Source organism: Bradyrhizobium sp. (assembly GCF_035935975.1).
Lineage (GTDB): Bacteria > Pseudomonadota > Alphaproteobacteria > Rhizobiales > Xanthobacteraceae > Bradyrhizobium.
In genome coordinates, this window is sequence record NZ_DASYWN010000050.1 from 1 (window position 1) to 26882 (window position 26882).

Annotated in this window: 22 protein-coding genes; 10 read left to right on the forward strand and 12 right to left on the reverse strand. The window is 64.0% G+C overall.

Annotated elements, in window-relative coordinates; all coding sequences use genetic code 11:
• Positions 1–76 precede the first annotated feature (76 nt).
• Positions 77–2368 carry a DEAD/DEAH box helicase gene (locus VGR99_RS29905; protein WP_326903584.1) on the forward strand — a complete coding sequence of 764 codons (2292 nt, stop codon included), beginning with the start codon at positions 77–79 and terminating at the stop codon, positions 2366–2368.
• Between the two features lie 152 nt (positions 2369–2520).
• Here the strand turns inward: VGR99_RS29905 and VGR99_RS29910 are convergent, their stop codons facing one another.
• From VGR99_RS29910 to VGR99_RS29920, 3 genes are all read right to left on the reverse strand, one after another.
• Positions 2521–3558, reverse strand: coding sequence for a thermonuclease family protein (locus VGR99_RS29910; protein ID WP_326903548.1), 1038 nt, complete (start codon positions 3556–3558; stop codon positions 2521–2523).
• Positions 3559–3787: 229 nt separating this feature from the next.
• Entirely contained in the window at positions 3788–4333 is a 546-nt protein-coding gene (locus VGR99_RS29915; protein WP_326903549.1) for a hypothetical protein, read from the reverse strand.
• Between the two features lie 187 nt (positions 4334–4520).
• A complete protein-coding gene (locus VGR99_RS29920) occupies positions 4521–5924 on the reverse strand; it encodes an MATE family efflux transporter (RefSeq protein ID WP_326903550.1) in 1404 nt (467 codons plus the stop codon).
• A 422-nt stretch (positions 5925–6346) separates the two neighbouring features.
• Here VGR99_RS29920 and VGR99_RS29925 point away from each other — a divergent pair, with 422 nt between their 5' ends.
• Together VGR99_RS29925 and VGR99_RS29930 are read left to right on the forward strand one after the other, a co-directional pair.
• Positions 6347–7561, forward strand: coding sequence for an OpgC domain-containing protein (locus VGR99_RS29925; protein ID WP_326903551.1), 1215 nt, complete (start codon positions 6347–6349; stop codon positions 7559–7561).
• A gap of 39 nt (positions 7562–7600) precedes the next feature.
• Positions 7601–8089 (forward strand): DUF2059 domain-containing protein, encoded by a 489-nt coding sequence (locus VGR99_RS29930; protein ID WP_326903552.1) that lies wholly within the window; start codon positions 7601–7603, stop codon positions 8087–8089.
• 16 nt (positions 8090–8105) lie between these two features.
• On the opposite strand, the gene VGR99_RS29935 is transcribed toward VGR99_RS29930, so the two are convergent.
• The 4 genes from VGR99_RS29935 to VGR99_RS29950 all read right to left on the reverse strand — a co-directional run bounded on the left by VGR99_RS29935 (position 8106) and on the right by VGR99_RS29950 (position 14505).
• Positions 8106–9218, reverse strand: a complete 1113-nt coding sequence (locus VGR99_RS29935; RefSeq protein ID WP_326903553.1) for an ABC transporter permease — start codon at positions 9216–9218, stop codon at positions 8106–8108.
• A 2-nt stretch (positions 9219–9220) separates the two neighbouring features.
• Entirely contained in the window at positions 9221–11992 is a 2772-nt protein-coding gene (gene rbbA, locus VGR99_RS29940) for a ribosome-associated ATPase/putative transporter RbbA (protein WP_326903554.1), read from the reverse strand.
• On the reverse strand, positions 11989–13056 hold the full coding sequence (locus tag VGR99_RS29945; RefSeq protein WP_326903555.1) for an HlyD family secretion protein: 1068 nt from the start codon (positions 13054–13056) through the stop codon (positions 11989–11991). The genes rbbA and VGR99_RS29945 overlap by 4 nt, the downstream gene beginning before the upstream one ends.
• 243 nt (positions 13057–13299) lie before the next feature.
• The gene (locus VGR99_RS29950) at positions 13300–14505 is read right to left on the reverse strand and encodes an ABC transporter substrate-binding protein (RefSeq protein ID WP_326903556.1); all 1206 of its coding nucleotides are present in this window, start codon (positions 14503–14505) and stop codon (positions 13300–13302) included.
• A 165-nt stretch (positions 14506–14670) separates the two neighbouring features.
• Between VGR99_RS29950 and VGR99_RS29955 the strand changes: the two genes are divergently transcribed.
• The 3 genes from VGR99_RS29955 to VGR99_RS29965 all read left to right on the forward strand — a co-directional run bounded on the left by VGR99_RS29955 (position 14671) and on the right by VGR99_RS29965 (position 18144).
• Positions 14671–15438: a FadR/GntR family transcriptional regulator gene (locus VGR99_RS29955; RefSeq protein WP_326903557.1), complete on the forward strand. Its 768-nt coding sequence runs from the start codon at positions 14671–14673 to the stop codon at positions 15436–15438.
• 69 nt (positions 15439–15507) lie between these two features.
• A complete protein-coding gene (locus tag VGR99_RS29960) occupies positions 15508–17121 on the forward strand; it encodes an acyl-CoA synthetase (RefSeq protein ID WP_326903558.1) in 1614 nt (537 codons plus the stop codon).
• 15 nt (positions 17122–17136) lie between these two features.
• Positions 17137–18144, forward strand: coding sequence for an NAD(P)-dependent alcohol dehydrogenase (locus VGR99_RS29965; RefSeq protein ID WP_326903559.1), 1008 nt, complete (start codon positions 17137–17139; stop codon positions 18142–18144).
• A 70-nt stretch (positions 18145–18214) separates the two neighbouring features.
• Here the strand turns inward: VGR99_RS29965 and VGR99_RS29970 are convergent, their stop codons facing one another.
• Together VGR99_RS29970 and VGR99_RS29975 are read right to left on the reverse strand one after the other, a co-directional pair.
• The gene (locus tag VGR99_RS29970) at positions 18215–19387 is read right to left on the reverse strand and encodes a M15 family metallopeptidase (protein WP_326903560.1); all 1173 of its coding nucleotides are present in this window, start codon (positions 19385–19387) and stop codon (positions 18215–18217) included.
• A gap of 135 nt (positions 19388–19522) precedes the next feature.
• On the reverse strand, positions 19523–20473 hold the full coding sequence (locus VGR99_RS29975) for an AraC family transcriptional regulator (protein ID WP_326903561.1): 951 nt from the start codon (positions 20471–20473) through the stop codon (positions 19523–19525).
• A 285-nt stretch (positions 20474–20758) separates the two neighbouring features.
• On the opposite strand from VGR99_RS29975, the gene VGR99_RS29980 reads away from it, so the two are divergent.
• The 3 genes from VGR99_RS29980 to VGR99_RS29990 all read left to right on the forward strand — a co-directional run bounded on the left by VGR99_RS29980 (position 20759) and on the right by VGR99_RS29990 (position 23699).
• Entirely contained in the window at positions 20759–21562 is an 804-nt protein-coding gene (locus VGR99_RS29980; RefSeq protein WP_326903585.1) for an MBL fold metallo-hydrolase, read from the forward strand.
• A 157-nt stretch (positions 21563–21719) separates the two neighbouring features.
• The gene (locus VGR99_RS29985) at positions 21720–22736 is read left to right on the forward strand and encodes an alpha/beta fold hydrolase (protein ID WP_326903562.1); all 1017 of its coding nucleotides are present in this window, start codon (positions 21720–21722) and stop codon (positions 22734–22736) included.
• A gap of 15 nt (positions 22737–22751) precedes the next feature.
• A complete protein-coding gene (locus VGR99_RS29990; protein WP_326903563.1) occupies positions 22752–23699 on the forward strand; it encodes a fatty acid desaturase in 948 nt (315 codons plus the stop codon).
• Positions 23700–23772: 73 nt separating this feature from the next.
• Here VGR99_RS29990 and VGR99_RS29995 read toward each other — a convergent pair whose 3' ends face one another.
• Positions 23773–24012: a hypothetical protein gene (locus VGR99_RS29995; protein ID WP_326903564.1), complete on the reverse strand. Its 240-nt coding sequence runs from the start codon at positions 24010–24012 to the stop codon at positions 23773–23775.
• 138 nt (positions 24013–24150) lie between these two features.
• Positions 24151–25131 carry a YafY family protein gene (locus VGR99_RS30000; RefSeq protein ID WP_326903565.1) on the reverse strand — a complete coding sequence of 327 codons (981 nt, stop codon included), beginning with the start codon at positions 25129–25131 and terminating at the stop codon, positions 24151–24153.
• An 87-nt stretch (positions 25132–25218) separates the two neighbouring features.
• Between VGR99_RS30000 and VGR99_RS30005 the strand changes: the two genes are divergently transcribed.
• Positions 25219–25863, forward strand: coding sequence for a glutathione S-transferase family protein (locus VGR99_RS30005; RefSeq protein ID WP_326903566.1), 645 nt, complete (start codon positions 25219–25221; stop codon positions 25861–25863).
• 223 nt (positions 25864–26086) lie between these two features.
• Here VGR99_RS30005 and VGR99_RS30010 read toward each other — a convergent pair whose 3' ends face one another.
• Positions 26087–26872 carry an enoyl-CoA hydratase/isomerase family protein gene (locus tag VGR99_RS30010; RefSeq protein WP_326903567.1) on the reverse strand — a complete coding sequence of 262 codons (786 nt, stop codon included), beginning with the start codon at positions 26870–26872 and terminating at the stop codon, positions 26087–26089.
• Positions 26873–26882 lie beyond the last annotated feature (10 nt).

Below are 26882 nucleotides of genomic sequence, written 5' to 3' on the forward strand. Positions count from 1 at the left end.
CCCGAATAATGCGAAGGCGAAGGTCCGGCGAGAGTGGTTTAGCCATGGGGGCTGGCCTCCATCACCAGCCCTCAGGGTGAATCACGATTTGCTTCCCAAGGGAATCCCTTCCGATTCCGCCAAGTCGGAAAATGCTCTAGCAGTAATCGTCTGTCCATTCAGATCTCTCTGCCACGATATTCGTGGCGACATGGCCCAAGCATTCGCGACTGACAATGTTGCTATAAATGAAGCCACAGACAGCTTTCAGGCAGACGTTTCAATTGAGGATCTGTGGACCAGAAAGACGATCTTGATCGTAACGCCTGAAAAGCTTCTTTATCTCTTGCGCCGAACGCCTGAACTTGCCGCGACAATTGGTCTTGTCGTCTACGATGAAGGTCATCAGTTCGATAGTGGCGCGCGCGGGGTGACGTACGAGTTGCTTCTAACCTCGCTGAAGTTGATGCTTGCCACGAACACTCAAATTGTTCTGATTTCTGCGGTCATCGCCAACGCGGCCCGCATCTCCGAGTGGCTTTTGGGCAATCCGGACTTGGTAGTCGACGGAATCGGACTGTTACCAACATCGCGCAGCATCGCGTTTGCAACGTGGCGCAATCCGCTTGGCGCGCTTGAATACGTAAATCCACTCGATCCCGATGACAGGGAGTTCTTCGTGCCGCGCGTTATTGAGACGGTTACGCTGCCGGCCTTGCCTCGTGAAAGAGCGCCTCGGGTCTTCCCGAAGGCAGAAGACGGTCCCTCGGTCGGCCTGTATCTTGGTCTCAAGCTTGTCTCAAAAGGAAGCGTCGCACTCTTCTGTGGGCGCAAGGACACGGCCGCTAAGATTTGTGAGGATGCGGCCGCGATGAGCGCGCGAGGCATGGATCTCACCGGTCCCGCCGCTGTCTCGGACGGCAACGAGGTTGTCAAGATTGCCGCCCTCTTCGGTCGTCAAATGGGCGCGGCAGCAGCTCTCACTCGGTCGGCTGCCCTCGGGATTTTTCCACACCACGCTAGTGTGCCTCACGGACTTCGTCTTTCCATCGAGTTTGCGATGAAGGCGAGCTTGATCAAGTTCGTCGTCTGTACCTCAACCCTTGCGCAGGGGGTCAACCTCCCAATCAAGTATCTGATTGTGACTAGCGTGAACCAGGGGAAAGATAGAATTCTCGTCCGAGACTTCCACAATCTCATCGGAAGGGCCGGACGTGCGGGGATGCACACCGAGGGCAGCGTAATCTTTGCAGACAACGCGGTCTTCGATAAAAAGGGGCAGCGGAGGGAACGCTGGCGTTGGCTTGGCGCAAAGGAACTGTTGGATCCAGCAAATTCTGAACCATCGGCCAGCAGCATCTCAGAGATATTCAAGCCTTTCGTATACGGCCGTTTACCTGGACAATCCGTATCCGTCGATGTGGGGCAGCTGCACCACTTGCTGTTTTCCGATGACGAACAAACCTTGAACACACTTGCGCAGGCTGCGCGCACCGCCGATCCAAACGTAAAGGTCCGCGATTTCATACGGTTTCTGCAAGAGCGGGCTCGTATTGTGCATGGCATTGCATCGTTCCTTCTCGCGCATCTCGACTTCGAAACCCCGGGCTTGCCCGAACGGTCTGTCGAGCTAGCAAAGAACACGCTCGCTCATTTTCTCGCGGACGATGCTCAGCAGGTACAAATCGAAGACTTGTTCAGAACCATCGCCAAGAATTTACTAGCCGGCGCTCAGACGGTCGATGTTCGCGCGGCGCTTCGGCGGTCGCCGCTTGCTCCTCGATCGGTTCAGGCATTGAGAGCATGGCTCACTGTAAATCTAGCGGCATTGTTGCAGGCGACCCAGGCTGGGCGGCTGCTCGAAGTCGTCATACCCGCCATGTTGCAACACAATGTGCATGGCACGATTACCGCACTTTCCGATCCGACCATCGTACCTCATCTCGTTCAAGCTTGGGTTCGGGGTGATCCTTTCGAAGCGATACTGGGTATCCTGTCTGAACGAAATGTCAGAATTGGAGGAAATAGCCGCATTCCGAAAATAGAAGACGCGGTGGCGCTTTGTGAGGGCGGATTCGGGTATGAAGGAGCAATGATCATTGCGACGCTTGCCGATCTTGCTGATGGTCTAAACGACGTGCTCCGTGAAGCATTCAAATTTCTGCAGCGGCAGATGAAGGCCGGTCTCGCGTCAGCATCAGCTCTTGGGATGTACGAGGTAGGATTCTCGGACCGCGAAATTGCAAAGGATCTCGGCGCTCGCTTTGTGGACGTGATTGACTATGGAACGGCGACAGCCTGGATAAAAGCGAACGGCCAATACACGCGCGAGGCAATCGCAGTATATCCCGCGTATTTCGAGAATGTTTTGGATGAATTGCTGCGGTAATTTCGCCGTATGTGCATTGCACCATAGCCACCGAGGCGATCGTTCATCGAACTAACCCGCGCTTCACCACGTAAGCGGTAATCTTCTTTCATCGTAATTGGAGCCAAAAGTACCGTTTCTCAAGCAATAAGCCTTCTGGCGCAACGCCTCCCTCAAAACTCCCTAATCGCCTTCCCGTCCGGTCCCACCAGCGACGACGGTGCTTCCCCGAACACCAGCCCCTCCGGCTGAAACTTGATCGTCTTGCCGCCCTCGACGAACTCCGCAAAATTCCTTGGCGTCGCCGAGTGCACGCCGTTGTCCAGGAAGTCGTCGATCTCGTAGCAGGTGTCGGGCTTGCCGCCGGAGCCTTCGCCCAAGAACTTCTGGAAGTTCTGGGTCGTCACCTTGGCCTTCTTGCGGGCTGACCAGTTGGTGTAGCGGCGGTAAAGCTTTGGCAGGATCACCGGGCCCTTGTCGGTCGCGAGCACGTCGGTCTCATTCTTCTTGGGCTCGCGCAGGTCGAAGTCGAAGGCGCCGATGGTTTTCGCAAGGTGCTTCCAGACCGGCAGCTTCTTGGTGCGCGCAGGCTTGGCCAGCGCGAGGAAGGCCTTGATCTCGTCGTCGTTCATCGATGAGTAGAACGTCGGATAGGCGAAGCCCTGCTCGACCAGCCAGTGGTTGATGTCGACCGTCTTGCCTGCGATCGTCACCTCGATGTCGCCGACCAGTCGCCCGTAGGTGTCGAACACCTCGTTCGGGGCGTCGACATGGGTGAACACCCGGCAGGCGAGCGTCGCCTCGCCGGCGCCGCTGAGGAAATCATGCAGCGCCTTGCTCGAGGTGGCGCCGAGGAATTGCCGGTAGGAGTGGGTGACCTCGTGATAGGCCTGCCGCTTGGCATCCGTCAGGCCCTTCTTCTCGGCGGCCGAGAGCGGTGACGGCATGTAGTGCAGCTCGGGTGCGTCGATGCCCTGAAGGCGAATGGTGAGCTTGCCGTTCTTGATCGGCGCCGTCGCGGTGCGGCCCTTGACCTTGGCGTTGTCGAAGACATGGGTCGGCTGGAACGGCGCGGTGTCGTTCTTGCGGAAACGGATCGCGTCGGGGGCGATGGTCACGATGACCTTGGTGGTGTCGGCGTCCGACCGTCCCGCCGGCCAGAACTGGCCGACATCGATGGTGCCTTCGACCTCCAGCAATCCAACGGGCATCGGCAGCTCCCTGTCACCATGCGCGACGATCGCTCGATGGAAGCGACTCGCGCGCATGCGGGAGGTAGCGGACCATCTTCGTGCGACAGGCCCGTGACGACAGACGGGACAGGGGGACACGTCGCGGCGCGGAGCGCGCGCGGATTGTTTTTTCCAGGTCCCCAAAGAGCACGGGCCGGCAAGGTGCCGGCCCGCGTCAGATCAAAGGACGGTGTCGCCGAAGCGCGCCTTATCTCTCGGAGAGCTCCTGCCGAACCTCGACTGATGCATCCGCCTGCCGCGGCTTGGCCGCATAGGGGCAAACCATGGTCAGGTTGAGCAGCGTCGGCGCCTGGTCCTCGCCGTTGCCGTACTCCCAGACCAGGCGGATTTCGTGCTGGTCCGAGTTCGGGGCGTCCTTCTGATGCTGCGTGATGTCGGCCTTCATCGGGATCGGCGGCTCCGAGTTGAAGCATTTGCGGATCGATGCATCCAGCAGCGCGCATTTCGTCGGCGGGACCACGACACGCTCGTCGTTCGACAGCGGTGTGGTGTTGGGCTGCGCGGTGAGCTGAAGACGGGCATGGCCGAGCGCTTTGAACCAAACCTTGCCACTGCCGTTCGGCCAGGTGTCGAGCGGCGACAGGATCGGCTGATACTGGCCGTACTCCATGGTCTCGATGTCGATCTGCTTCGAGGCCTTGAGCCTGGCAACGCTCCTCTTCATGTTTTCGAGAGGATAGTAGTTGCCGTTCATCAGGTTCTTGTACTGTTGATCGTCGTAGATGCCGCCCATCGATCGCTCCCGTATTGCCCGGCCGCACCAGGCACGGGTGCCAGCGAGACATTCCAATTGCAACGCGGCTCACGACGAGCAGCGCTCGTGCCCCCAATCTTGCGCAGTGAAAAGCTATCATTCGAAAAGAAACGGCGTCAACAAAGACAACTCAAAAGCGCGCTTCGTTGTGCGCACCATGCGTGCCTTACTTGTCGGCGCTTTGCGCCAACGCCAGTTGGCCTTTTGCATCCGCCGTGCGCGGCCCCCAGCGTGTCAACGCAACCGCTGCGCAGGACAGCACGCCGAGCACGATCATCGAGCCGGCGGTGAGCGTGAAAAAGCTCGTGGCCGTTGCGGCCTGCGCGGTGAGATACCAGCCGCCCAAGAGGATGAAGAGCAATCGCGCGGTCTGTGCCAGGACCGGTCCGATCACGTTGCCCGCGCCTTGCGAGGAGAAGTACATCGCCGAGGCGAGCCCGATGAAGGTGTAGAACGGCGCGACCATCTGCAGGAATTGCCGGCTGGCGGTGCGCGCGCCGGCATCGTCGGTGAAGAGGTTGACCCAGGGATCTGGAAAGGCGGCGACCGCGCCCGCGAGTGCCCCGACCACAATGACGGCGACGAGGCCGGTGGTCCAGGCAACCCAGCGGGCGCGCGCGATGCGTCCTGCCCCGATCGCGACGCCAATCATGGGCACGGAGCCGATGCCTACGGAGAAGGCAATGGTCGCCAGCACATATTCGAGGCGTGCACCGATGCCATAGGCGGCAAGGGTGGCCGTGCCGAACATGGCGAGCATGTGGGTGAGGGTGAGGTTCGTCAGCGTATTCTGCAACGGGGAGAAGCAGGAGACCACGCCGACCTTGAGGATGTCGGCAAACAGCGCCCATTGCATGCGAAACCCGCGCAGCCGCGGGATGATGCGGCTCCGGCCTGAGAACAGGTACCAGCTCATGATCGCGATGTTGATTGCGTAGGCGATCAGCGACCCGGTCGCGACCCCCGGCATTCCGAACTGCGGCACCGGTCCGAGGCCGAGACCCAGCGTGCCGCCGAGGATGATCTGGCAGATCGCGGAATTGGCGACCATCAGCGAGGGCAGCTTCATATTGCCGGTGCCGCGCAGGATGCCGGCCTGCGTATTGACCAGCCAGGTCAACACGGCGCCGCCGAAGTAAACCTGGCTGTAGGCAAGTGCCTGCGCCAGCACGTCGCCGCGCCCGCCCAGCAATTCCAGCAGGTGCCGGCCACCGGTCAGCATGCCCAGCATGAAGACGAGGCCGAAGAAGACCGCGATCAAAAGCGCATGGGTGGCGAGATTCTCGGCGCGGTCGCGATCGCCGGCGCCGAGCGCGCGGGCAATGGCCGAGGCGACGCCCCCGCCCATGGCCGCGCCGGACATGCTCATGGTCAGCATCACGCAGGGAAACACCAGCGCCATCGCTGCCAGCGCCTCGATCCCGAGCCGGCCGATATAGGAGGTCTCCGCGACCGCAACCAGGGTGCCGGCCAGGAATGCGAGTGCGTTCGGCCAGGCTAGCGAGAGCAGGGTGCGCAGGATCGGTCCGTCGAGCAGCGCGTTCGCGGCCGGGCGAGGCGGTGGAGGCAACGGAGCTTCCTTGTTCGATCCTGGCTGCTTGTTCGGGCGGTCGGCTGTCCTGCCGCTCGCTCTCCGGCGGTTGATCGCGGGATGGTGCCATCGTGCCGGTGTTTTGCCCGACGTGTCAAACGGCTTGCCGGGCGACGCGACGCTTGACGGCTACTGTGCATGGGGTTGTTTTCGACTTTTTTGTTTCAGTGGGATGGGCCGCCATCGCGGCGATGCGACGGTCGCTTGTGCGGCGCAAGGAGGTGCCGTGGCACCCTCTTGTGACGACGAAAATCCCTTGCGCGGCCGCCAAGGTGAGCTACCGTTGACGGACTAGCCGCAGGGCCAGTGACGTTGCCAAGCGACGTTTTGACTTAGATTTTTTAGCATCCGATTTCATCGGCGCCGCGACGGCGCGACGCCCACCGAATGAGGCGGGGGCCATGATCGTACGAGACCAGTCGGCACTCCTGGCACCGGTCGAGCGCGACCTGCGGCTCGACCTGTTTCGCGGCATCGGCCTGTGGATGATCTTCCTCGACCACATTCCGCACGACGTCGTGGCCTGGCTGACGCTGCGCAATTACGGCTTCAGCGACGCCGCCGAGTTCTTCGTCTTCATCTCGGGCTACCTGATCGGCTGGATCTACGGCCCGATCGTCGCGGGCGGCTGGTTTCTCGCGGCCCTCAAGCGGCTGTGGCGGCGCGCAGCCGAGTTGTACGTCGCCCACATCATGCTGTTCCTGCTGTTCACGGCGCAGATCGCGCGCACCGCGCGCCGCTTCGACAATCCGATGTACGAGCACGAGTTCAACGTGTTCAATTTCCTGGCGCATCCGGACGAGCTGATCGGGCAGGCGATCGTGCTCAAGTACAAGCCGGTCAATCTCGACGTGCTGCCGCTCTACATCACGCTGGTGTTCGCTTCGCCCTTCATGGTCTGGTGCCTGGTGCGCCGGCCGAACCTGACGCTTGCGGCGTCCGCGGTGCTCTACATGCTGTCGCGCTGGTTCGACTGGAACGTCGCCTCCTATCCGCCCGGCACGACGTGGTACTTCAATCCGTTCTGCTGGCAGCTGATGTTCGTGTTCGCGGCCTGGTGCGGCATCGGCCAGATCGAGAAGATCGCGACCTTGGTGTGGTCGAAGGCGGCGATGACGCTGGCGGCGGCGTGGCTGTTGTTCGCGCTCCTGATCGTGATGACCTGGCACATCCCGGCGCTCGAGGCGCTGGTCCCGAAATGGATGATCAAGCGGATCTATCCGATCGACAAGACCGATCTCGACATGCTGCGCTTCACCCACTTCCTGGCGCTGGCGATCTGGGTGACCTATTTCGTCTCGCGCAAATGGCGCGCGCTGCACACGCCCTGGCTGCGGCCGGTCATCCTCTGCGGCCAGCATTCGCTGCCGATCTTCTGCCTCGGCGTATTCCTGTCGTTCTCGGCGCACTGGATCCTGACGCAGTACACCAAGGGCGTCTGGGAGCAGCTCGCCGTTTCGGGCATGGGCATCGTCATCATGATCGGTGTGGCCTGGCTGCTCGGTCGGGCCGAGCAGGTGCCGAACCTGTTTGTGAAGGTGACGGAAGTCGAGGAGGTCGATACGGGCCTTGACGGCGCGCAGGCGACGACCGCCGCCGCGCCGGCCGGTCATTGAGCATCGCCAGCGTGCACTTCGTGGAGAGCGGAGAGATCAATGTCGAGAGGTTTGTTGAGCATCGCGGGCGCGCTCTTGTTGCTCGTCTGCGGCGCCTCGGCGCAGGCGCCGTCGCCCGAGGCGATGGCTGCTGCGCGCAAGTTGGTGGTCACGCTGAAGATCGCGGATCAGTACCGCGCATTGCTGCCGCAACTCCTGCTCAAGCTTCGGCCCGTGGTCGCGCAGGACAGGCCGGAGATCGAGCGCGACTATGACGCGTTGACGGTGCCCGGCGCCGAGATCTACGCTCCGGCGCTCACGTCGATGACCGACCAGATCGCCGCGCTCTATGCCCAGAGTTTTACCGTCGATGAGCTGCGCCAGATCGAGGCGTTCTATGCCGGGCCTGCGGGCCGGAAATATCTCGAGAAGTCCGATGCGCTGGCGCAGGCGAGTGTGCAGATCAGCCAGGACGTCAGCCAGAGGGCCGCGGACGAGTTGAAGCAGCGCCTGATCGAGGCGCTGCGGCAGAAGGGACACAAGCTCTGAGCTGTTCGGCCCGAATCTAGGCGAGAAAGGCGCGAAACCGGCGCAGCGCGATCAGGAAGAAGACGCTGCCGATCAGCGCGAGCGCGACCAGCTGCGGCCACACCGCCTCGAGGCCGGCGCCGCGGAACAGGATCGCCTGCGCCAGCATCACGAAATGCGTGTTGGGTGCCGCCAGCATGATGTCCTGGACGAATTGCGGCATGCTCTCCCGCGGCGTCATGCTGCCCGACAAGGTCTGCAGTGGCAGCAGGATCATGATCAGCAGCAGCCCGAACTGCGGCATCGATCCGGCGACGGTGGCCAGAAAGATGCCCATGCTCGTGGTCGCGAACAGCTGAAGCGCAGCGCCGAGCAGGAACAGCGCCAGCGAACCGTCGATCGTGACCGCCAGCCATCCCTTCACCACGAACGCGATCGAGAGGGCCGAGGCGAGCAGGACCACCGCGCCCATCGACCAGACCTTGCTCGCCATGATCTCCAGCGGCGTGACCGGCATCACCAGCAGATGCTCGATCGTGCCGTGCTCGCGTTCGCGGATCAGCGCCGCGCCGGTCAGGATGATCGAGAGCATGGTGATCGAGCTGATCACGTGATCGATCGCCCCGAACCATGACTTCTTCAGCTCGGGGTTGAAGCGCGCCCTCAGCGCCAGCTCGATTGGCGGTGTCTGCGCATTGCGCGTATGCGCCAGAAACTCGACGATCTCCGCGCTGACGATCTGCTCGACATAGCCGCCGCCGTTGAACGCCTGCGAGATGCGCGTGGCGTCGACGTTGAGCTGGATGGTCGGCGATTTCCGCGCCAGCAGGTCGCGCTGGAAGTCCGGCGGAATGTCCAGCGCGAAGGTGTCGAGGCCGGCATCCATCCGCCGGTCCATCTCGTATTGCGAGATCAGGCGCGGCTCGGAGAAATAGGGCGCGGTGAACGCCATCTCGATGCGGGTCGAGACCGGTGATCGGTCCTCGTCGACGACCGCGATCGCGGCGCGGTTCAGCGTTTCCGGCAGGGCTTTGGCGCCGGAATAGACCGCCAGCGTGAAGGAATAGACGATGAGCACGAGCAGCATCGGGTCGCGCACGAGACCACGCAATTCCTTGATGCCGAGCTGAAGCACGTTGTCGATACGCATGGTCAGCGGGCCTGTTTTTTCAGCAGCATCGCGCCGGCGATCATCAGCACGGGGACCATGATGGCGAGCGCCAGCAGGTCGTTGTGAAGGGTGTCGAACGCCAGCCCCTTGGAGAAGGTGCCGCGCGAGATCGTGACGAAATAGGTGGTCGGATAGAGCCGCCCGACCAGTGCGCCAAACCCCTGCAGCGACGAGACCGGGTCGATCAGTCCGGAGTACTGGATGGCGGGGATCAGCGTGATCAGCACCGTGCCGAACAGCGCCGCGATCTGGCTGTTCATGAAGGCTGAGATCACCAGCCCCATGCCGGTCGTGGCTGTGACGTAGAGCAGGGCGGCGAGCGCATAGGTCGCGAAGCTGCCGGTGAAGGGCACGCCGAAGACGACGAGGGCGAAGCCGACGAGCAGGAGGAAGTTGCCGAATGCAAGCACGACATAGGGCAATTGCGTGCCGAGCAGGAATTCCAGACGCGTCACCGGCGTCACGTAGAAATTCACGATCGAGCCGAGCTCCTTCTCGCGTACGACCGCGAGCGCGGCCAGCACCGCCGGAATCATGACAAGCAGCAGCGGGATGATGCCGGGCGCCATGGCGACGACGCTTCTAACATCGGGATTGTAGCGGTAGCGCAGCTGGAGCTGGTAGGAGCCGGCAATCGCCGCCTCGCCATAGAGCTCGCGGCCCTTCTGGGCCAGCCACGTCGCGTGGATCGCCTGGGCGTAGGATCGCAAGGTTTCGGCACGGGTCGGATTGGCGCCGTCGACCCAGGCGCCGATTTCGACATGGCGGCCGCGGCTGACATCGCGGCCGAAGCCGGGCGGCAGCTCGATGGCGAGGCCGATCTCGCCGGCGCGCATGCGGCGATCGAGATCGGCGTAGTCGGAGATCGGAGCTTTCTCGGTGAAGTAGCGCGATCCCGCAATCTGGAGGCTGTAGTCGCGGCTGATGGCGCTGTCGTCGCGGTCGAGCACCGCGAAGGTCAGGTTCTCGACGTCCATGCTGATGCCGTAGCCGAGCACGAACAGCAGCAGCACGCTGCCGAGGATCGCGAGCGTGGCGCGGATCGGATCGCGCCGCAGCTCGAGCGTCTCGCGCCGGGAATAGGCCAGCATGCGGGTCGGATTGAACGTCGCGCTGCGCTTGCGCGGCGGCGGCGCTGCCGCGGCCGGTTCGGACGATGCGGCCGCAGGCTGGCCAGATGCATCCGCCGTATCAGCGATCGCCTCTTCCAGGCAGGCGATGAAGGCCTGCTCCAGCGATGCGGCGCCGCGCGCGGCCACGATCGCAGCCGGCGTGTCCGAGGTCAGCACCTTGCCCGCATGCATCAGCGAGATCCGGTCGCAGCGCTCGGCCTCGTTCATGAAATGGGTGGAGACGAAGATGGTGACGTTGTCCTTGCGCGAGAGCTCGGCGAGGATCTGCCAGAAGCGGTCGCGCGCGATCGGATCGACGCCGGAGGTCGGCTCGTCGAGGATGAGGATGTCCGGCGCGTGGATCATGGCGACCGCCAGCGACAGCCGCTGACGCAGGCCGAGCGGCAGCGCATCGGGCAAGACGTCCGCGACATCGGCGAGCTCGAATCTTGCGATCATCTCGGCGATGCGCGCGGCAATCGTGTCCGCCGGCAGCTCGAACAGCCGCGCATGCAGGTCGAGGTTTTGCCTGACCGTCAGCTCCGAATAGAGCGAGAAGCCCTGCGACATGTAGCCGATGCGCCGCCGCACCGACATGTCGCCCGCATCGATCGGCTTACCGAACAGCCGCGCGCTGCCCTCGCTCACCGGCAACAGGCCGGTCAGCATCTTCATGGTCGTGGTCTTGCCGCAGCCGTTCGAGCCGAGGAAGCCGAAGATCTCGCCCTTGCTGATGCGGAAGCTGACGTCGTCCACGGCGACGAAGCCGTTGAAGCGCCGGGTGAGATGGTCCGCCTCGATCGCGATCTCGTCATGGTCCGCGCTGCGCGGCGGAATGACGACGCCGGTCTGGCTGCCGCGGTCGGTGTCCGGCAGCAGGCGGATGAAGGCGTCATCGAGCGTGGCGGCGCCGGTCTGCCGGAGCAAGTCGGCGGGCGTTCCCGTCGCCAGCACGCGGCCGGCATTCATCGCGATCAAGAAGTCGAACTGCGCGGCTTCTTCCATATAGGCGGTCGAGACGATCACGCTCATGCCGGGCCGGCCGTTGCGGATCGCGCTGATCAATTCCCAGAACTGGCGGCGCGACAGGGGATCGACGCCGGTGGTCGGCTCGTCCAGGATCAGCAATTCGGGATCGTGGATCAGGGCGCAGCACAGGCCGACCTTCTGCTTCATGCCGCCGGAGAGCTTTGCCGCCGGCCGGTCGGCAAAGGGCGTCAGCCCCGTGTCGCGCAACAGGCCGGCGATGCGCCTGGTTCGTTCCGCCTTGTCGTGTCCGAACAGGCGGCCGAAGAAGTCGATGTTCTCGTACACCGACAGCGTCGGATACAGGTTCTTGCCGAGCCCCTGCGGCATGTAGGCGATGTCGGGGCACACGTTGCGGCGATGGCGCGCGCTCGCCATGTCGCCGCCGAGCACGTGGATGCGGCCCTGCTGGATCGCGCGCGCGCCGGCGATCAGGGCGAGCAGGCTCGACTTGCCGACCCCGTCGGGGCCGATCAGGCCGACCATGCAGCCGGACGGCAGGTCGAGCGTGATGGCATCGAGCGCCCGGGTCTTGCCGTAGCTCAGGCTCACGCCGTCCAGATGCACGACGCTGCCGGCGGCAGCCGTGGCATCGCCTGGGGCAGTCGCGCTCATCGCGTCAGCTTGATCTTGAGATTGTCGGGCCATTGCGCGGCCGGGTCGAGCTGCACATAGGCCATTCCGGGCAGGCCGGTCTTCACATGCTCGATGTGCTGGCGCAGCAGTTCGGGCGCGATATGCGCCTTGATCCGGAACATCAGCTTCTGGCGCTCTTCCTCGGTCTCGACGGTCTTGGGTGTGAATTGCGCGACGTCGGCGACGAAGGTGGCCTTGGCGGGGATCACATATTGCGGGATGGCATCGAGCACGAGGCGGACCTCGGCGCCGATCGCGACGCGGCCGGCATCGGCCGTCGGCAGGAAGAACGTCATGTAGACGTCGCCGAGATCGACCATGTTGAGGACACGGCCGCCGGCGGCGAGCACCTCGCCCGGCTGCGACACGCGGTATTGCACGCGGCCCTCGCGCGGTGCCTTCAGCACGCTGTCGTTGAGATCGGCGTTGATGCTTTCGATCGCGGCTTTCGCCGCATCGACGGAGGCGCCGGCATCGATCACCATGGCGCGCGAGGAACTGATTGCGGCTTCCGATGCCGCGACCTGGGCATGGGCCGCGGCCAGCGCCGCCTTCGCCGTGGCGTTGGCGGAGCGGTCGTCGTCCAGCACCTGCTGCGATACTGCGCTCGTTCTGATCAATTGCTCGGAACGATCGAGCTTGCGGCTCGTGGTGTCGAGCTGGGCGACGCGCTGGTCGACCACGGCTTCGGCGGCCTTGCGTTCGGCCTCGCGCTGGTTGACGAGGCTCTTTGCGGTCTCGACGTTGATCGTTGCGCGCTGGAGCTGCGCCTCGGCCTGGCGGCGCTGGGCCTGCAGCTGCTCGGTGTCCATGCGCGCCAGAACTTGGCCGGCGCTGACGAAATCGCCCTCGTTGACCAGGATCTCGCGGATCCGGCCCGGCGTCTTGGTGGCGATGTCGATCTCGACCGCTTCGATGCGGCCGTTGCCGCGGGCGAAGCCCGGAGCAAGCGCGTTGGAAACGCGGTGCTGCCAGTAATAATAGCCGCCGCCCGCAAGGAGGATGGCGATCGCGGCGACGACGCGCCCCGGTGTGAAGTTCATCTGTTCATAACGCCGCGCCGCGGCGCCCATTGTTGAGACACGAACGTCCGGCGGCGACTTGCGCCGACGGGCGGGCTCAACATTGCAGCGATTTTTGCATCGCAACTTGATGCAGATCAGACGACGGCGCGGTGGCGTCTGTCTCTATTTTGGGCAGCTCGTCGCGATGGCCCGCCGTCCGCCTTGGTCGATCAGGCGGACGGCGGGCCATGTTGAGCAGATCGGCTCACGGAATATCCGTGCTCACTTCACGAGCGGGCAGCCGCCATCCTTCAGCGGACGGAACGCCTGGTCTGCCGGCACTTCGGCGAGCAGCTTGTAATAGTCCCACGGGCCCTTGGATTCCTCGGGCTTCTTGACCTGGAACAGGTACATGCTGTGCACCATGCGGCCGTCCTCGCGCAGGATGCCGTTGTCGGTGAAGGCATCCTTCACCGGCAGCTCGCGCATCTTGGCCATCACCGTCTTGGTGTCCTTGGTGCCGGCGGCCTGCACGGCCTTGAGGTAATGCAGCGTCGCACTGTAGGTCGCGGCCTGGTTCATCGTCGGCATCCGCTTGATGCGCTCCTGGAAGCGCTTGCCGAAGGCGCGGGTCTTGTCGTTGAGGTCCCAGTAATAGGCCTCGGTGATGATCAGGCCCTGCGCGAGCTTCAGCCCGAGGCTGTGCACGTCGGAGATGAACATCACGATCGCAGCCAGGTTCTGGCCGCCGGCGACGATGCCGAACTCGCCGGCCTGCTTGATCGCGTTGATGGTGTCGCCGCCGCCATTGGCAAGCCCGATGATCTTGGCCTTGGAGGCCTGGGCCTGCAGCAGGAAGGACGAGAAATCGGCGGTGTTGAGCGGATGCTTGACGCTGCCGAGCACCTTGCCGCCGGCCGCCTTCACGACGTCGGAGGTGTCGCGCTCGACCGAATGGCCGAACACGTAGTCGGCGGTGAGGAAGAACCAGGTGTCGCCGCCGTTCTTGACGATGGCGCTGCCGACCGTGTGCGCGTTGGCATAGGTGTCGTAGGTCCAGTGCGCGGTGTAGGGCGAGCAGGATTTTCCGGTGATGTCGGAGCTCGCTGCGTCCGTCACGATCATGATCTTCTCGTACTGCTTCGACAGCTCCATCACCGCGAGCGCGGTGGCCGAGGTCGGCAGGTCGATGATCATGTCGACGCCTTCGGTCTCCCACCATTTGCGGGCGATGGTGGAGGCGACATCGGGTTTGTTGAGCACGTCGGCCGCGACCATGTCGATCGGCTTGCCGAACATCTGCCCGCCGAAATCCTCGATCGCCATCTTGGTGGCCTCGACATTCCCCTGGCCGCCGATGTCGGAATAGACCGAAGAGAAATCGGAGAGCACTCCGATCTTGAGCGGGGTCTGCTGGGCGGAGGCGGGGGCGATCAGGGCAGCCGACAGCAGGCCGGCCGCAGACACGAGTGCTGCGATAGGTCTCATGGATACGTTTCCTCTTGCGCGGGACTATGCTGTCCCTTTGTCCGACAAAGTTAGAGCGGGGTTCCGCAGGAGTCAATTTGCTGCACATGCGGCATGAATGCTGCCGTTTGACGCGTGGTCCGGCCGCTCCTATAGTTTGTCCGACAAACGCCATTGGAGTTGAATTTGCCCCTCGCGCCGCTCTTCCGTCCGATCGATGTCGCGCCGGCCTATCAGAAGGTCGCCGACGCCATCGAGCGCGAGATCGTCAATGGCCGGATCAAGCCCGGCGATCCCATCGGCACCGAGCACGACCTGGTGCGGCAGTTCGGTGTCAATCGCTCGACCATCCGCGAAGGCATCCGCGTGCTGGAGGAGGGCGGGCTGATCCGGCGCGATTCCTCGCGCCGCCTGCACGCCTGTCTGCCGCGCTACAGCAAGCTCGCAAGCCGGCTGAGCCGCGCGCTGGTTCTGCACGAGGTCACCTTCCGCGAGCTCTACGAGGCCTCGATGACGCTGGAGGTGGCGAGCATCGAAGGTGCGGTCGAGCGCGCGACGGACGAGAACCTCGCCGAGCTCGCCGATAATCTGATGCGCAGCGAAGCCGTGGTCGGCGATCCCGCGCTGCTGGCCGAATGCGATGCCGAATTCCACGTGCTGGTGGCCAAGGCCTCGCAGAACCGCGTGCTGCAGCTCGCGCGCGAGCCGGCGGCGCAATTGTTCTATCCGACCACCGAGATGATCGTGACGGGCGTGGCCGAAGGCGGTCCGCGCCTCGTCGCCGCGCACCGCCATCTGATCGACGCGATCCGCCGCCGCGACCGCGAGGCCGGCGTTCTCTGGACCCGCCGGCATCTGCAGGACTGGCGGCGCGGCTTCGAGAAGATCGCCTCGCTCGATCGATCCGTCGAGCACATGTACATGGAGCATGCGCAGGCGGCCCGGCGCAGGTAGCGCAAACAAACAAGACGCAAGATTTCAAACAAGAAATCCAGAAGACAAAGACACCATACGGAGGGACACATGACCGGCGACACCGCAGCCACCATTTCGAAAGCGCGTGAGCATTCCATCGGCGATCTCCTGCGCCGCTCGGCGGGCCGCGAGCCGAACAAGCTTGCGGTGAGCTGCGGCAGCGTGAGCTGGACCTTTGCCGAGATGGACGCGATCTGCAACCGGCTCGGCCGCGGCCTGCTTGGGCTCGGCGTCAAGAAGGGCGACCGCCTCGCCGTGCTCTCGCGCAATTCGCACGCGTTCGCCGCGCTTCGCTTCGCCCTGGCGCGGATCGGCGCGGTGCTGGTGCCGATCAATTTCATGCTCAATCCGGATGAGATCAATTTCATCCTGAAGAGCTCCGGCGCAAAGCTGCTCGCGACCGGACCTGATTTCGTCGAGCCGGCGAAGGCCGCGAGCGCCAGGGATTGCGCGGTCGAGAAGATGATCTGGCTGCCGGGCGAAGATCCCGCCACGGCGCCGGCCGGTCTCACCACCTTCGACGATCTGCTTCATTCCGACGGCTCGTACCTGGAGGCGTCCGTCGACAGCCGCGATCTCGCGCAGATCGTCTACACCAGCGGCACGGAGTCCCTGCCCAAGGGCGCGATGCTGACCCATGAAGCGGTGATGTGGCAGTATGTCAGCTGCATCATCGACGGCGGCATGAGTGCGGACGACAAATTCCTGCACGCGCTGCCGCTCTATCATTGCGCCCAGCTCGACGTGTTCTTGGGGCCGCAGATCTATCTCGGCGCTTCCGGCGTGATCACAGGCAAGCCGACTGCCGACAACATCCTGGCGCTGATCCAGGCGCACAAGATCACCTCCTTCTTCGCGCCGCCGACGATCTGGATCGCGATGCTGCGCTCGCCGCATTTCGACAAGACCGATCTGTCGACGCTCGAGAAGGGCTATTACGGCGCCTCGATCATGCCGGTGGAGGTTCTGCTCGAGCTGCAGCGCCGCCTGCCCAAGGTCAAGTTCTGGAACTTCTATGGCCAGACCGAGATCGCCCCGCTCGCGACCGTGCTGCGCCCCGAGGACCAGCTCCGCAAGGCCGGCTCGGCCGGCAAGCCCGTGCTCAATGTCGAGACGCGGGTGGTCAATACGGCGATGGAAGACGTCAAGGTCGGCGAGGTCGGCGAGATCGTGCACCGCTCGCCGCATCTGCTGTCCGGCTATTACAACGATCCCGTCAAGACCGCGGCGGCGTTCACCGGCGGCTGGTTTCACTCCGGTGATCTCGCCACCGTCGATGCCGAGGGTCACATCACCGTGGTCGATCGCGTCAAGGACATGATCAAGACCGGCGGCGAGAATGTCGCGAGTCGCGAGGTCGAGGAGATGGTCTATCGCATCCCCGCGGTTTCCGAAGTCGCGGTCGTCGGCCTGCCTGATCCGCGCTGGATCGAGGCGGTCACGGCCATCGTCGTGGTCAAGACCGGCGAGAAGCTCGACGAGGAATCCGTCATCAAGCATTGCGCCGGCCAGATGGCGCATTTCAAGGTGCCCAAGCGCGTCATCTTCGTCGATGCTCTGCCGAAGAACCCGAGCGGCAAGCTGCTCAAGCGCGAGCTGCGCCAGCGCTTCGTCGGCGGCGAGACACTCGACAAGGCGGTCCAAAAGAGCTTTGGCACCTGAAGCGGAGCGCGTCCCATGAAGGCCTGGCAGGTCGCGCGCGACTGGTCGATCGAGGGCATGGAGCTGGCCGATCTGCCCGAGCCTGCGCCCGGTCCGGGCCAGGTCGCGGTGCGAATGAAGGCGGCATCGCTGAACTATCGCGATCTGCTCACGATCCAGGGCAAGGGCGGCGTCACCCGCTTGCCGCTGATCCCGTTCTCGGATGGCGCAGGGGAGGTGATCGCCGTCGGCGAGGGCGTGGCCCGCATCGCGGTCGGCGATCGGATCTGTCCGATGTTCTTCCAGTCCTGGATCGACGGAAAAGTGTCGGCGAGCAGCCGCCGTTACGCGCTCGGTGGCACGCGGCCGGGTGTGCTGCAGGAGGTGATGGTGCTCGACGCCGAGGGCGTCAGCCGCATTCCCTCGCATCTGACGTTCCGGGAAGCGGCGACATTGCCCTGCGCCGGGCTCACGGCGTGGCGCGCGCTGTTCGAGGAGGCGGGAGTGCGGCCCGGCGACACCGTGCTGGTGCAGGGCACCGGCGGCGTGTCGATCTTCGCGCTGCAATTCGCCAAGCTCGCCGGCGCGAGCGTGATCGTGACCTCGTCGAGCGACGAGAAGCTCGAACGCGCCAAGGCGCTCGGTGCCGATCACACCATCAACTATCGGACGGTCCCCGAGTGGGGCAAGGCCGCTGCGGAGTGGACCGGCGGCGGCGTCGATCACGTCGTCGAGGTCGGCGGCAAGGACACGTTTGGCCAGTCACTGGAGGCGGCGCGCGTCGGCGGCACCATTCTGGTGATCGGCGTGCTGTCGGGCTTTTCGCAGCAGATCGCGATCCCGAGCCTGTTCTCCAAGAACCTGCACGTCATCGGCCTCTCCGTCGGCAGCCGCCGCATGTTCGAGGGCATGACGTCCGCGGTCGGGCGCAACGCCATGAAGCCGGTGATCGATCGCGTGTTCGGCTTCGACGCCGTCCCCGATGCGCTGCGGCTGATGCAGCAGGGCGGTCACTTCGGCAAGATCGTGGTGGAATTCGCCTAGAATAGACTCCCTAGCGCCTGGCCCAAGGCAGACCGTTGCTTTGATTCCTTGCGATTCCCGCCGGCGCCTCTCAGGCGGGTGCGTCGGGAAATTTGCTAACCGCCAGTTCGTACTGCGCGAGCAGACCATTCATCTCGGCTTGGGGTATCTGTGCATGGCTGTCGCCTTTAACCCATTCCCGCCAATACGCAAGCGGCCAGTCATGCTCGGTGTTGACCTGCATATTGGCGTAGGGATGAGAATAGCCGCCGACATACAGCCCGCGCAGTGAGACCTTTTCAGCAAGAATATCGATGCAGGTGCGCCAATCCCGCAGACATACGAACCGCCTCAACCGTCCCGTCATGTTCTCTGCGTGGACGCATGTCCCCGCGATGAAGGGCGTCCACTTCTCCGACTGCCTGCCACCATCCGCCTGTAAGCCGATGTAGTTGTTGTTGATGCCCTTGGTTCCACGGGCGCTTTCGTTGCGAAAGATCACGTAACATGCGCGCTTGACGACCGCCGGAACATGAATGCCGGACATATAGGCTTCGACATCGGACATCTCGACTGAAGTACGTTCGAACGGCAGTTCGGGCAATTCCGGGTAGGCGTTGTGCACGACAGCCGCAGTTGCAGCTGTAGCCGTAGAGGAACGGCTAGCAACCAATGCGCTCGACGGCGCGTTGACGTTGGCGTTTATGGATGCGAGCTGAATATGCGGTGCGTCTCCCTTCATATGAGCGCTGAGAGCTGCCGAGACGGAGTCGGGACGGTTCACAAACTCTTCGACTTCAAAATGCATGGGGTCGGCAAACGAAATTCCCCACTTGAACCCGAGTGCTTCGAAGACCGGTGCCACAGGCGCGACAGACGCGCCGTTCGAGCCATCGTCGGCGTTGAGATCAATGGCGATACCGAAGGCGTGGTTTGACGGCAGCTTGCTCAGCGCACCGCTGGTTGGCTTGCGCAGGCGGAAATTGAGAGAGCCAGCACAGGTCTTGATATGCTTCAGCAGCCCGAGACGTTCGACATCTGCAAAAGCCATCAACAGCTGGTCATGCGCACGCTTGTGAAACTGCAGCTTGCCGTTGTTGGAGCCCGGAATACCCACGAGCTGCGGTATGACCACCGTGGTAATGTCGTCGACGTCAAATCCGCTGATAAACGAGATGCCGTCGCCCCGGATCCAGACTGATGGATTGCTTGTGCGAAAGCGCACTTTGCCGAACAATGGATGATTGAATGATGCTTCCGGCATAATCACTCATCTCGCAAAATACAAACATAAATTGTATTGCGATTTACATATCACTTTTGGTTAAGAGCTGCAAGTTCGATGGGAGAGCCCGCGCGCACGCTATTGCGACGTCGGGAGGCGCGTAATCGATTTTCCCTAACCCGTCTCGCCGGAAAGTTTCCGGACGTCGTCGGGCGTCCGTCCGAAGCGGCGGCGGAAGGCGCGATGGAAATAGGAGACGTCGTGAAATCCGGCGAGATGCGCGATCTCGATGATCTTGCGGGTGCGCAGGTTCGGATTGCGAAGCAGTCGCTCGGCGCGCAGCAGCCGCTGCTCCAGCACGAAGCCGCTATAGGTGATGCCGGCCTGCTCGAACATCAGCTGGATGGTGCGCGGGCTGATCCGGTGCGCGGCTGACAGCACGGTGAGCGACAATGCCGGGCTGTCGAGCTGTGCCAGGATGTCGGATTTGAGGGTTTCGAGGCGCGCTGCGGCAAGGCCGCGCGAGCGCGCCTCCTCCGCGACGTCGCCGCGCGCTCCGATCATCAGCACGGCGAGGTCGAACAGATGCTGTGAGACTGCGTCGAGCTCCGCGGGCGCGAGCTTGTCGGCATAGTCATGCGCGAGGTCGTAATAGCGCAGGAACATCGAGGTGATCGGATTGGCGCCGGGGATCGACTGCGCGATCAGGTCCTCGGCATTCGGGCAGGCCCGCAGCAGCGCCTTGCGCGGCAGCAGCGCGGTCTGGAAATTGCCGTGCCCCGTCTGGGTGATGTGAGCGCCCTTGATCGAGGGATCGCCGATAGTGACGTCGCCGGCGGCAATCTCCAGCGGGCGCCGGCCCATGGCGCCGCTCAACGCCGAATTGGGCGACATCGTAATCACCAATTCGTCGTTCGTCCCCAACGAGACGAACGACATCGGCGTGCCGAACGAGGCGGAGAGCCTGAGGCGCGGAAGAATGGCCGGCGCAATGGTGCGGTGAACGCGCCCTTCCCCGATCGGAACGAAATCGACGTCAGCCACCTGACGGCAGAACTGCTCGCGCCATCTTTCATAGGCCGGGCCGTTCGGGTCGCCGTCGAATGAGAGTTGTGGCTGGATCATCGATCGGGAAGGGCAGGGTTGTTGGCGATTTACGGCAGGTTGTATCGGCAGACCGGTGCGCTGCAACGGCAAAAGCGCGCAATTGCGTGATAAGCCACTCGCGATGACGTGCTGAGACCGCGACCTGGTGCCGCAGCCTGCCGTGCCCGAAGCGCGCCGTGACGTCGGCCGTGGCGACGGAGCTCAATACGTCCGATGCCCGGCTGCGCTGGTTCTTCCACACTTGCGGTTGGAGGGCCGCGGTGTCACCTCATGCGTGTCCCGCCCTCGTTCTGGATCACCGCCATGCCCCTCTGGACCTGCGAAACCTGCGGCGCCCAATTCCCGGACAGTGAAGAGCCGCCCGCGGCGTGCCCGATCTGCGAGGACGAACGGCAGTTCGTCGGTTGGAAGGGGCAAACCTTCCTCACGCGCGACGCCCTGGCGGAACGTCATCGCGTGGTCTGGCGCGATGATCTCGACCTGATCGGCATCGGGCTCGAGCCGGGCTTTGCCATCGGCCAGCGTGCGCTGCTGGTGCCCGATGGCGGCGGCTGCGTGATGTGGGATTGCGTGCCGCTGGCGACGCCGGAGGCGATCGCGCATGTGCGCGCGTTGGGTGGGCTGAAGGCGATCGCGATCTCGCATCCGCATTACTATGGCGCGCTCGCCGATTGGAGCGAGGCGTTGGGCGGAGCACCGGTCTATCTGCATGCCGATGATCGCCAATGGGTGATGCGTCCGCATCCCGCCATCGTGCACTGGACCGGCGATCACCAGCGCATCTCCGACGATGTGCTGCTGCTGCGCACCGGCGGTCACTTCCCCGGCGCGACCATGATGCATTGGTCGCGCGGTGCCGACGGCCGGGGCGCACTGTTCGCCGGCGATATCGCGCAGGTGACGATGGACCGCCGCTTCGTCAGCTTCATGTACTCCTATCCGAACTACATGCCGCTCAATGCCGCTGCGGTGCGCAGGATTGCGGCGGCCGTCGAGCCGCTCGCCTTCGACCGCATCTACGGCGCCTGGTGGGGCCGCAACATCGCTGCAGGCGCCAAGGGCGCTTTCGCGGCGTCGGTGCAGCGGTACATCGCGGCCATCGCCTGAATTGCACGGGCGTCGGAATCATATTGCCTTCGTCAAATAACTGTACGATACGTACAGTTATTGAGCGCGACGCAACGGTGCGTTTGCTGGTCCGGCACGATCGATGCATCGTCGCCGTGGCGGGCGCATTCTGCGGCTGCGTGAGTAGGGTTGATCCATGACGGCGCAGAGCGACTACGAGATCTTTGAGGCCGGCGACGTCACGCTTCAGTCGGGCACCGTCCTCCCCGCGATGAAGCTCGCCTACCAGACCTACGGCACGCTCAGCCCGGCCAGGGACAACGTCATCCTCTATCCGACCTCGTTCAGCGCGCAGCATTTCGACACCGAATGGCTGATCGGGCCCGACGGCGTGCTCGACCCCACGCGCTATTTCATCGTCATCCCGAACCTGTTCGGCAACGGCCTGTCCTCGTCGCCGTCGAATTCCGCCGTGCCGTTTCCGCAGCTCACCTACCACGACGCCATTGCGATTCAGCACCGGCTGCTCACCGAACGCTTCGGCATCACAAAGCTCGCGCTGGTCTATGGCTGGTCGATGGGCGGCATGCAGGCCTATCACTGGGCGGCGCTGCACCCCGACATGGTCGAACGTGCCGCAGTGGTCTGCGGCAGCGCGCGCTGCGCACCCTATAACTACGTCTTCCTCGAAAGCGTGAAGGCGGCACTGACAGGCGATCCCGCCTTTCGCGACGGCCGCTTCGTCGAGAAGCCGGTTGCCGGCTATCGCGCCATGGGCCGCGTCTATGCGGGCTGGGCCATGTCTCACGGCTTCTATCGCGACGAGCTCTGGCGCGAGGCCGGGTTCACCTCGCTGGAAGACTATCTCGTCCGCGCCTGGGATTCGACCTTCGCGCGGCGCGATGCCAACGATCTCTTGGCGCAGGTCGGCATCTGGCAGCGCGGCGACATCAGCGACTGTATCGCGTTCGGTGGCGCCCTCGACCGGGCGCTCGCCGCGATCAAGGCACACATGCTGCTGATGCCCGGCGCGACCGACCGCTATTTCGACGTCCGCGACAACGAGGACGAACTCGGCAAGCTGGTCAACGCCAAATCAGCCGTGCTGCATCCGATCCCGTCGCTGCACGGCCATCGCGCCGGCAATCCCGTCGGCAATCCGCCCGACCAGGCCTTCCTCAAGGCCGAGGTCGCGGCGCTTCTCAGCAAGTAGGACAGGTCCCCGATCATGACTGATGCGACTGTTTCCGAGCACGGCCATCGCCTGAAGCCGCTGAGCCCGGCGATGCTGCGCGAATTGTCGGTGCGCTCGAATGTTCGGGGCGCGGCGCAGAGTCTCGGCCATTACGGCATGATCGTGCTGGTCGGCGCGCTGATCTGGATGGTGACGTCGCGCTACGGTGTGCTCTGGGCGCTGCCGCTGATGGCGGCGCAGGGCTATCTCGTTGCCTTCCTGTTCATGGCGGTGCACGAGACTGCGCACAAGACGGCTTTCAAGAGCCGCAGCCTCAACCTCGCGGTCGGCTATCTCTCGGCCTTCATCATTGGATTGCCGTACGAATATTACTGCCTTTTCCACTGGGATCATCACCGCTACACCCAGGATCCCGACAAGGACCCCGAGCTGATCGTGGGCGTCAAGCCGGCCTCCGACACGCAGCTTGCGATCGCCTATAGCGGTCTGCTCCAGGTCGCCGGACGTCTCTGGCTGATGCTGCGCCATGCCGTCAGCGGCAAGGTCGTCGTGCCCTGGATTCCCGAGAACAAGCGCGCCACCATCGTCACTGAAGCGCGCGCCTATGTCGCGCTCTATGTTCTGCTGCTTGCGCTCTCGCTGTGGTTCGCCTCGGCGCTGCTGCTCTGGGTCTGGATCGTGCCGCTGATCATCGGGCAATTCTTCCTGCGACCCTATCTCTATGCCGAGCACACCGGTTGCGAGCGCACCCGCAGCGCCTTCCAGAACACCCGCACCACCTACACCGGCGCTGTGGTCAAATGGTTCGCGTGGAACATGCCCTATCACGTCGAGCACCACGCCTATCCCTCGATCCCGTTTCACGCGCTGCCGAAGCTGAACGAGATCGTCGACGGCGAGATCGTCTATCGTGGCCGCGGCTACATCCGGACGACGCGCGAGACCTGGGCCTGGTTTCGCCGGAATCGGCAAATCTGCTAATTCAAAATGCGCATAGCCCAAACGCAAAACCCCGGCCGCAGCGCGACCGGAGCTTTGTCTGGAAGGCGAGATATCAGTAGATCCCGTAAGCGCAGACATTCACGACGCGCACGCGCAGGCCGTGGCGGGTCTGGACGACGCGCTCCTGGTAGCAGTTGTTGACGCCGGTGTTGACGTAGACGCCGCCGTAACCAAAGCCCCAGCCGGGACCCCAGTGATGATGGAAGCCGTGCGCCGAAGCGGCGGTGGGCGCGAGAGCAGCCGCACCGAGCGAGGTAGCGGCGATCAGACCGAGAGCAAGCTTGCGAAACATCTTCATTCTCCAGTGTGGCGCGAAGGCCGTTGTTGTGTCCCTGCTTCTCGGTCGAGCCGAGATGCGATCGCGTTCACGCAGGGTGAGGAGAATCGTGTTTCAGGATTGTTTCGTCGGTTGCGGCGAAGTGCGCCGCGGTCAGGCTTTCCGCGCCGCGCGATAGCGCGCGGCCATGGCCTGGGTCATCTCGGCCATCTTGTCGCGGAGGTCGGCGGGCTCCAGCACTTCGGCCTCGGAGCCGAGCCGCAGCAATTCGGACGCAGCATGCCATGACGTCTTGCCCGTCGGCACGCGCGCGATGCGCCAGCCGTCCGCGTCAGTGGCGTCTTCGATCTCCGTGCGCGCCTTGACGTAAGGCTGGCTCAGCGCGTCGAGCAGTTTTACGCCCAACGGCGACAGCCGGACGATCGCGACATTGGGATGCATCTCCGCCTCGAGGCGCACCGTCGCGGCCTGCCAGTAAGCAGCGAGATCGAAGTCGGCGGGGCGATCGAAGCGGTCGTCGAGCGCGGTGCAGTCGAGCACGCGCGCGACGCGATAGGTGCGCACGCTGCCATCGACCTGCCCGGCGAGATACCAGCTGCCGCCCTTCAGCACGAGGCCGAGCGGCGCGACGCGGCGCTGCTTCTCGGCGCGCCAGCTCCGGTAGCGGATCTTGATCAGTGTTCCGCGCAAGGCCGCGCCGGCAATCGCGCGCAGATGTTTCGGCTCCTCCGCCTCGCCGAACCAGCCGGGTGCGTCCAGATGGAAGCGCTCCTGCATCCGTCCGGCGTCCTCGCGCAGATTCGCCGGCAGCGCCGCCATCAGCTTGTTCTGCGCGGCAATCATCGCCGCATCCAGCCCGAGCGCGGCCGCCGGTCCCGGGAGTCCTGCGAGAAACAGCGCTTCCGCCTCGTTCTGCGACAGGCCGTTCAGCCGCACGCGATAGCCGTCGAGCAGGCGATAGCCGCCCTCCGCGCCGCGGTCTGCATAGACAGGAACGCCGGAGGCCGCGAGCGCGTCGATGTCGCGATAGATCGTGCGCACCGAGACCTCGCAGGCCTCCGCAAGCTCGGGCGCGGTGACCTGCCCCCTGGCCTGGAGGGTGGTGAGGATCGACATCATCCGGCTCGCGCGCATGATCCCTTAAACCATACCTGACACAGGATGTCAGGTATCCTCCGTTACAACCTGCGCCATCGCCAGCCGGCCAGATGGAGACCTGCCATGACCGAACAGAACCGCATCACGCTGTATTATTCGCCGCAAAGCCGCGCCACCGGCACGCGGGTGCTGCTGGAGGAGCTGGGGGCGCCTTACGATCTCCACGTCCTCAACTTGAAGGCCGGCGAGCAGCGCAAGCCCGACTATCTCGCCATCAATCCGCTCGGCAAGGTGCCTGCGATCCGCCACCGCGGGGAGCTCGTGACCGAGCAGGTCGCGATCACCATCTATCTCGCCGACCTCTTCCCCCAGGCGGGGCTGACGCCTGCGCTGAACGATCCGCTGCGCGGGCCCTTTCTGCGCTGGATCGCCTATTACGGCGCATCGTTCGAGCCGGCCCTGATCGACAAGTTCATGCAGCGCGAGCCAGCGCCGATCACGCAGTCGCCCTATGCCGATTACGACACCATGCTAGGCGCGCTGGAGACGCAGCTCTCGAAGGGCCCGTATCTGCTCGGCGAGCGCATGACGGCCGCCGATGTCCTGTGGGGCGTCGCGTTCAGCTGGACCATGATGTTCGGCATCGTGCCGAAGAAGGACGTCTTCGTCCGCTATGCCGAGCGGATGACCTCGCGGCCGGCGTTCCAGCTCATCAATGCGGCGGATGACGGGATGGCCGCGGAGCATGCGAAGGCGGTTGGGGGCTGAGGGCGCGCCTCAGACTCGGTGTCGTCCCCGGGGCGCGCGCAGCGCGAGCCCGGGACCCATAACCACAGGCAGACGTGGTTACGAGGACTTGGAGTGACCGCTTCTGCGCAACAAGTGCGCCCTGTGGGTCCCGGGCTCATCGCTTCGCGATGCCCCGGGACGACAGATGAGTGTGAGGCGCGGCCTTGTACTCCCTGACCGTCGTCACCGACAGCCTATCCCCTCAAAACCTCGGCGCTCGCTTCTCCCCAAACGCCTTGATGCCTTCCTTGATCTCGTCGCCGCGCATGCTGTCGCGGTGGCGCTGGTCGGCGGCTTGCTCATCGAGCTCGCCGCGCGCGAATTCGTTGATCGCGCGCTTCATGCCGCGCATTGCCTGCGGCGCGTTGCCGGCGAGGATATTGGCGAGCTTGTCGACTTCCTCGTCGAGAAGCTCCTCCGGCACCATGGCGGTGAGATAGCCGATGCGCAGCATCTCCGGCGCGGTGATCTTCTGCGCGGTCAGGAACAGCTTCTTGGCATTGTCGACGCCGAGCCGGGTCACGTAGCGCTTGATGCCGCTGCGGTAATAATGCAGCCCGAGCCGGGCCGCGGGCATGAACATCTCGGCGGTGTCGACGCCGATGCGGAAATCGCAGGCCAACGCAAGGTCGGTCGAGCCGCCATAGACGCCGCCGTTGAGCCGGCAGATCGTCGGCACGCCCAGATCCTCCAGCCGGTTGACGACCACCTCGAAGGCGGAGCCCGCGCTCTGCTGCTCGTTGGCGCTCACCGCGCGCTCGGCCACCGAATTGAGGTCGTAGCCCGCCGAGAAGGCGCGCCCCGTCCCGGTCAGCACCAGGACGCGGATGGCGGGATCGGCCTCGACGGCGTCGAACAGCCTGACGAGCTCGCCGAGGTCTTCGGCCTGGAGCCGGTTCAGATGCTTCGGCCGGTTGAGGCGGATGGTGGCGCGGGCGCCGGTGATGTCGAGCACGGGACTGCTGGCTGCGTCGGTGATGTCCGACATTCTTGTCTCC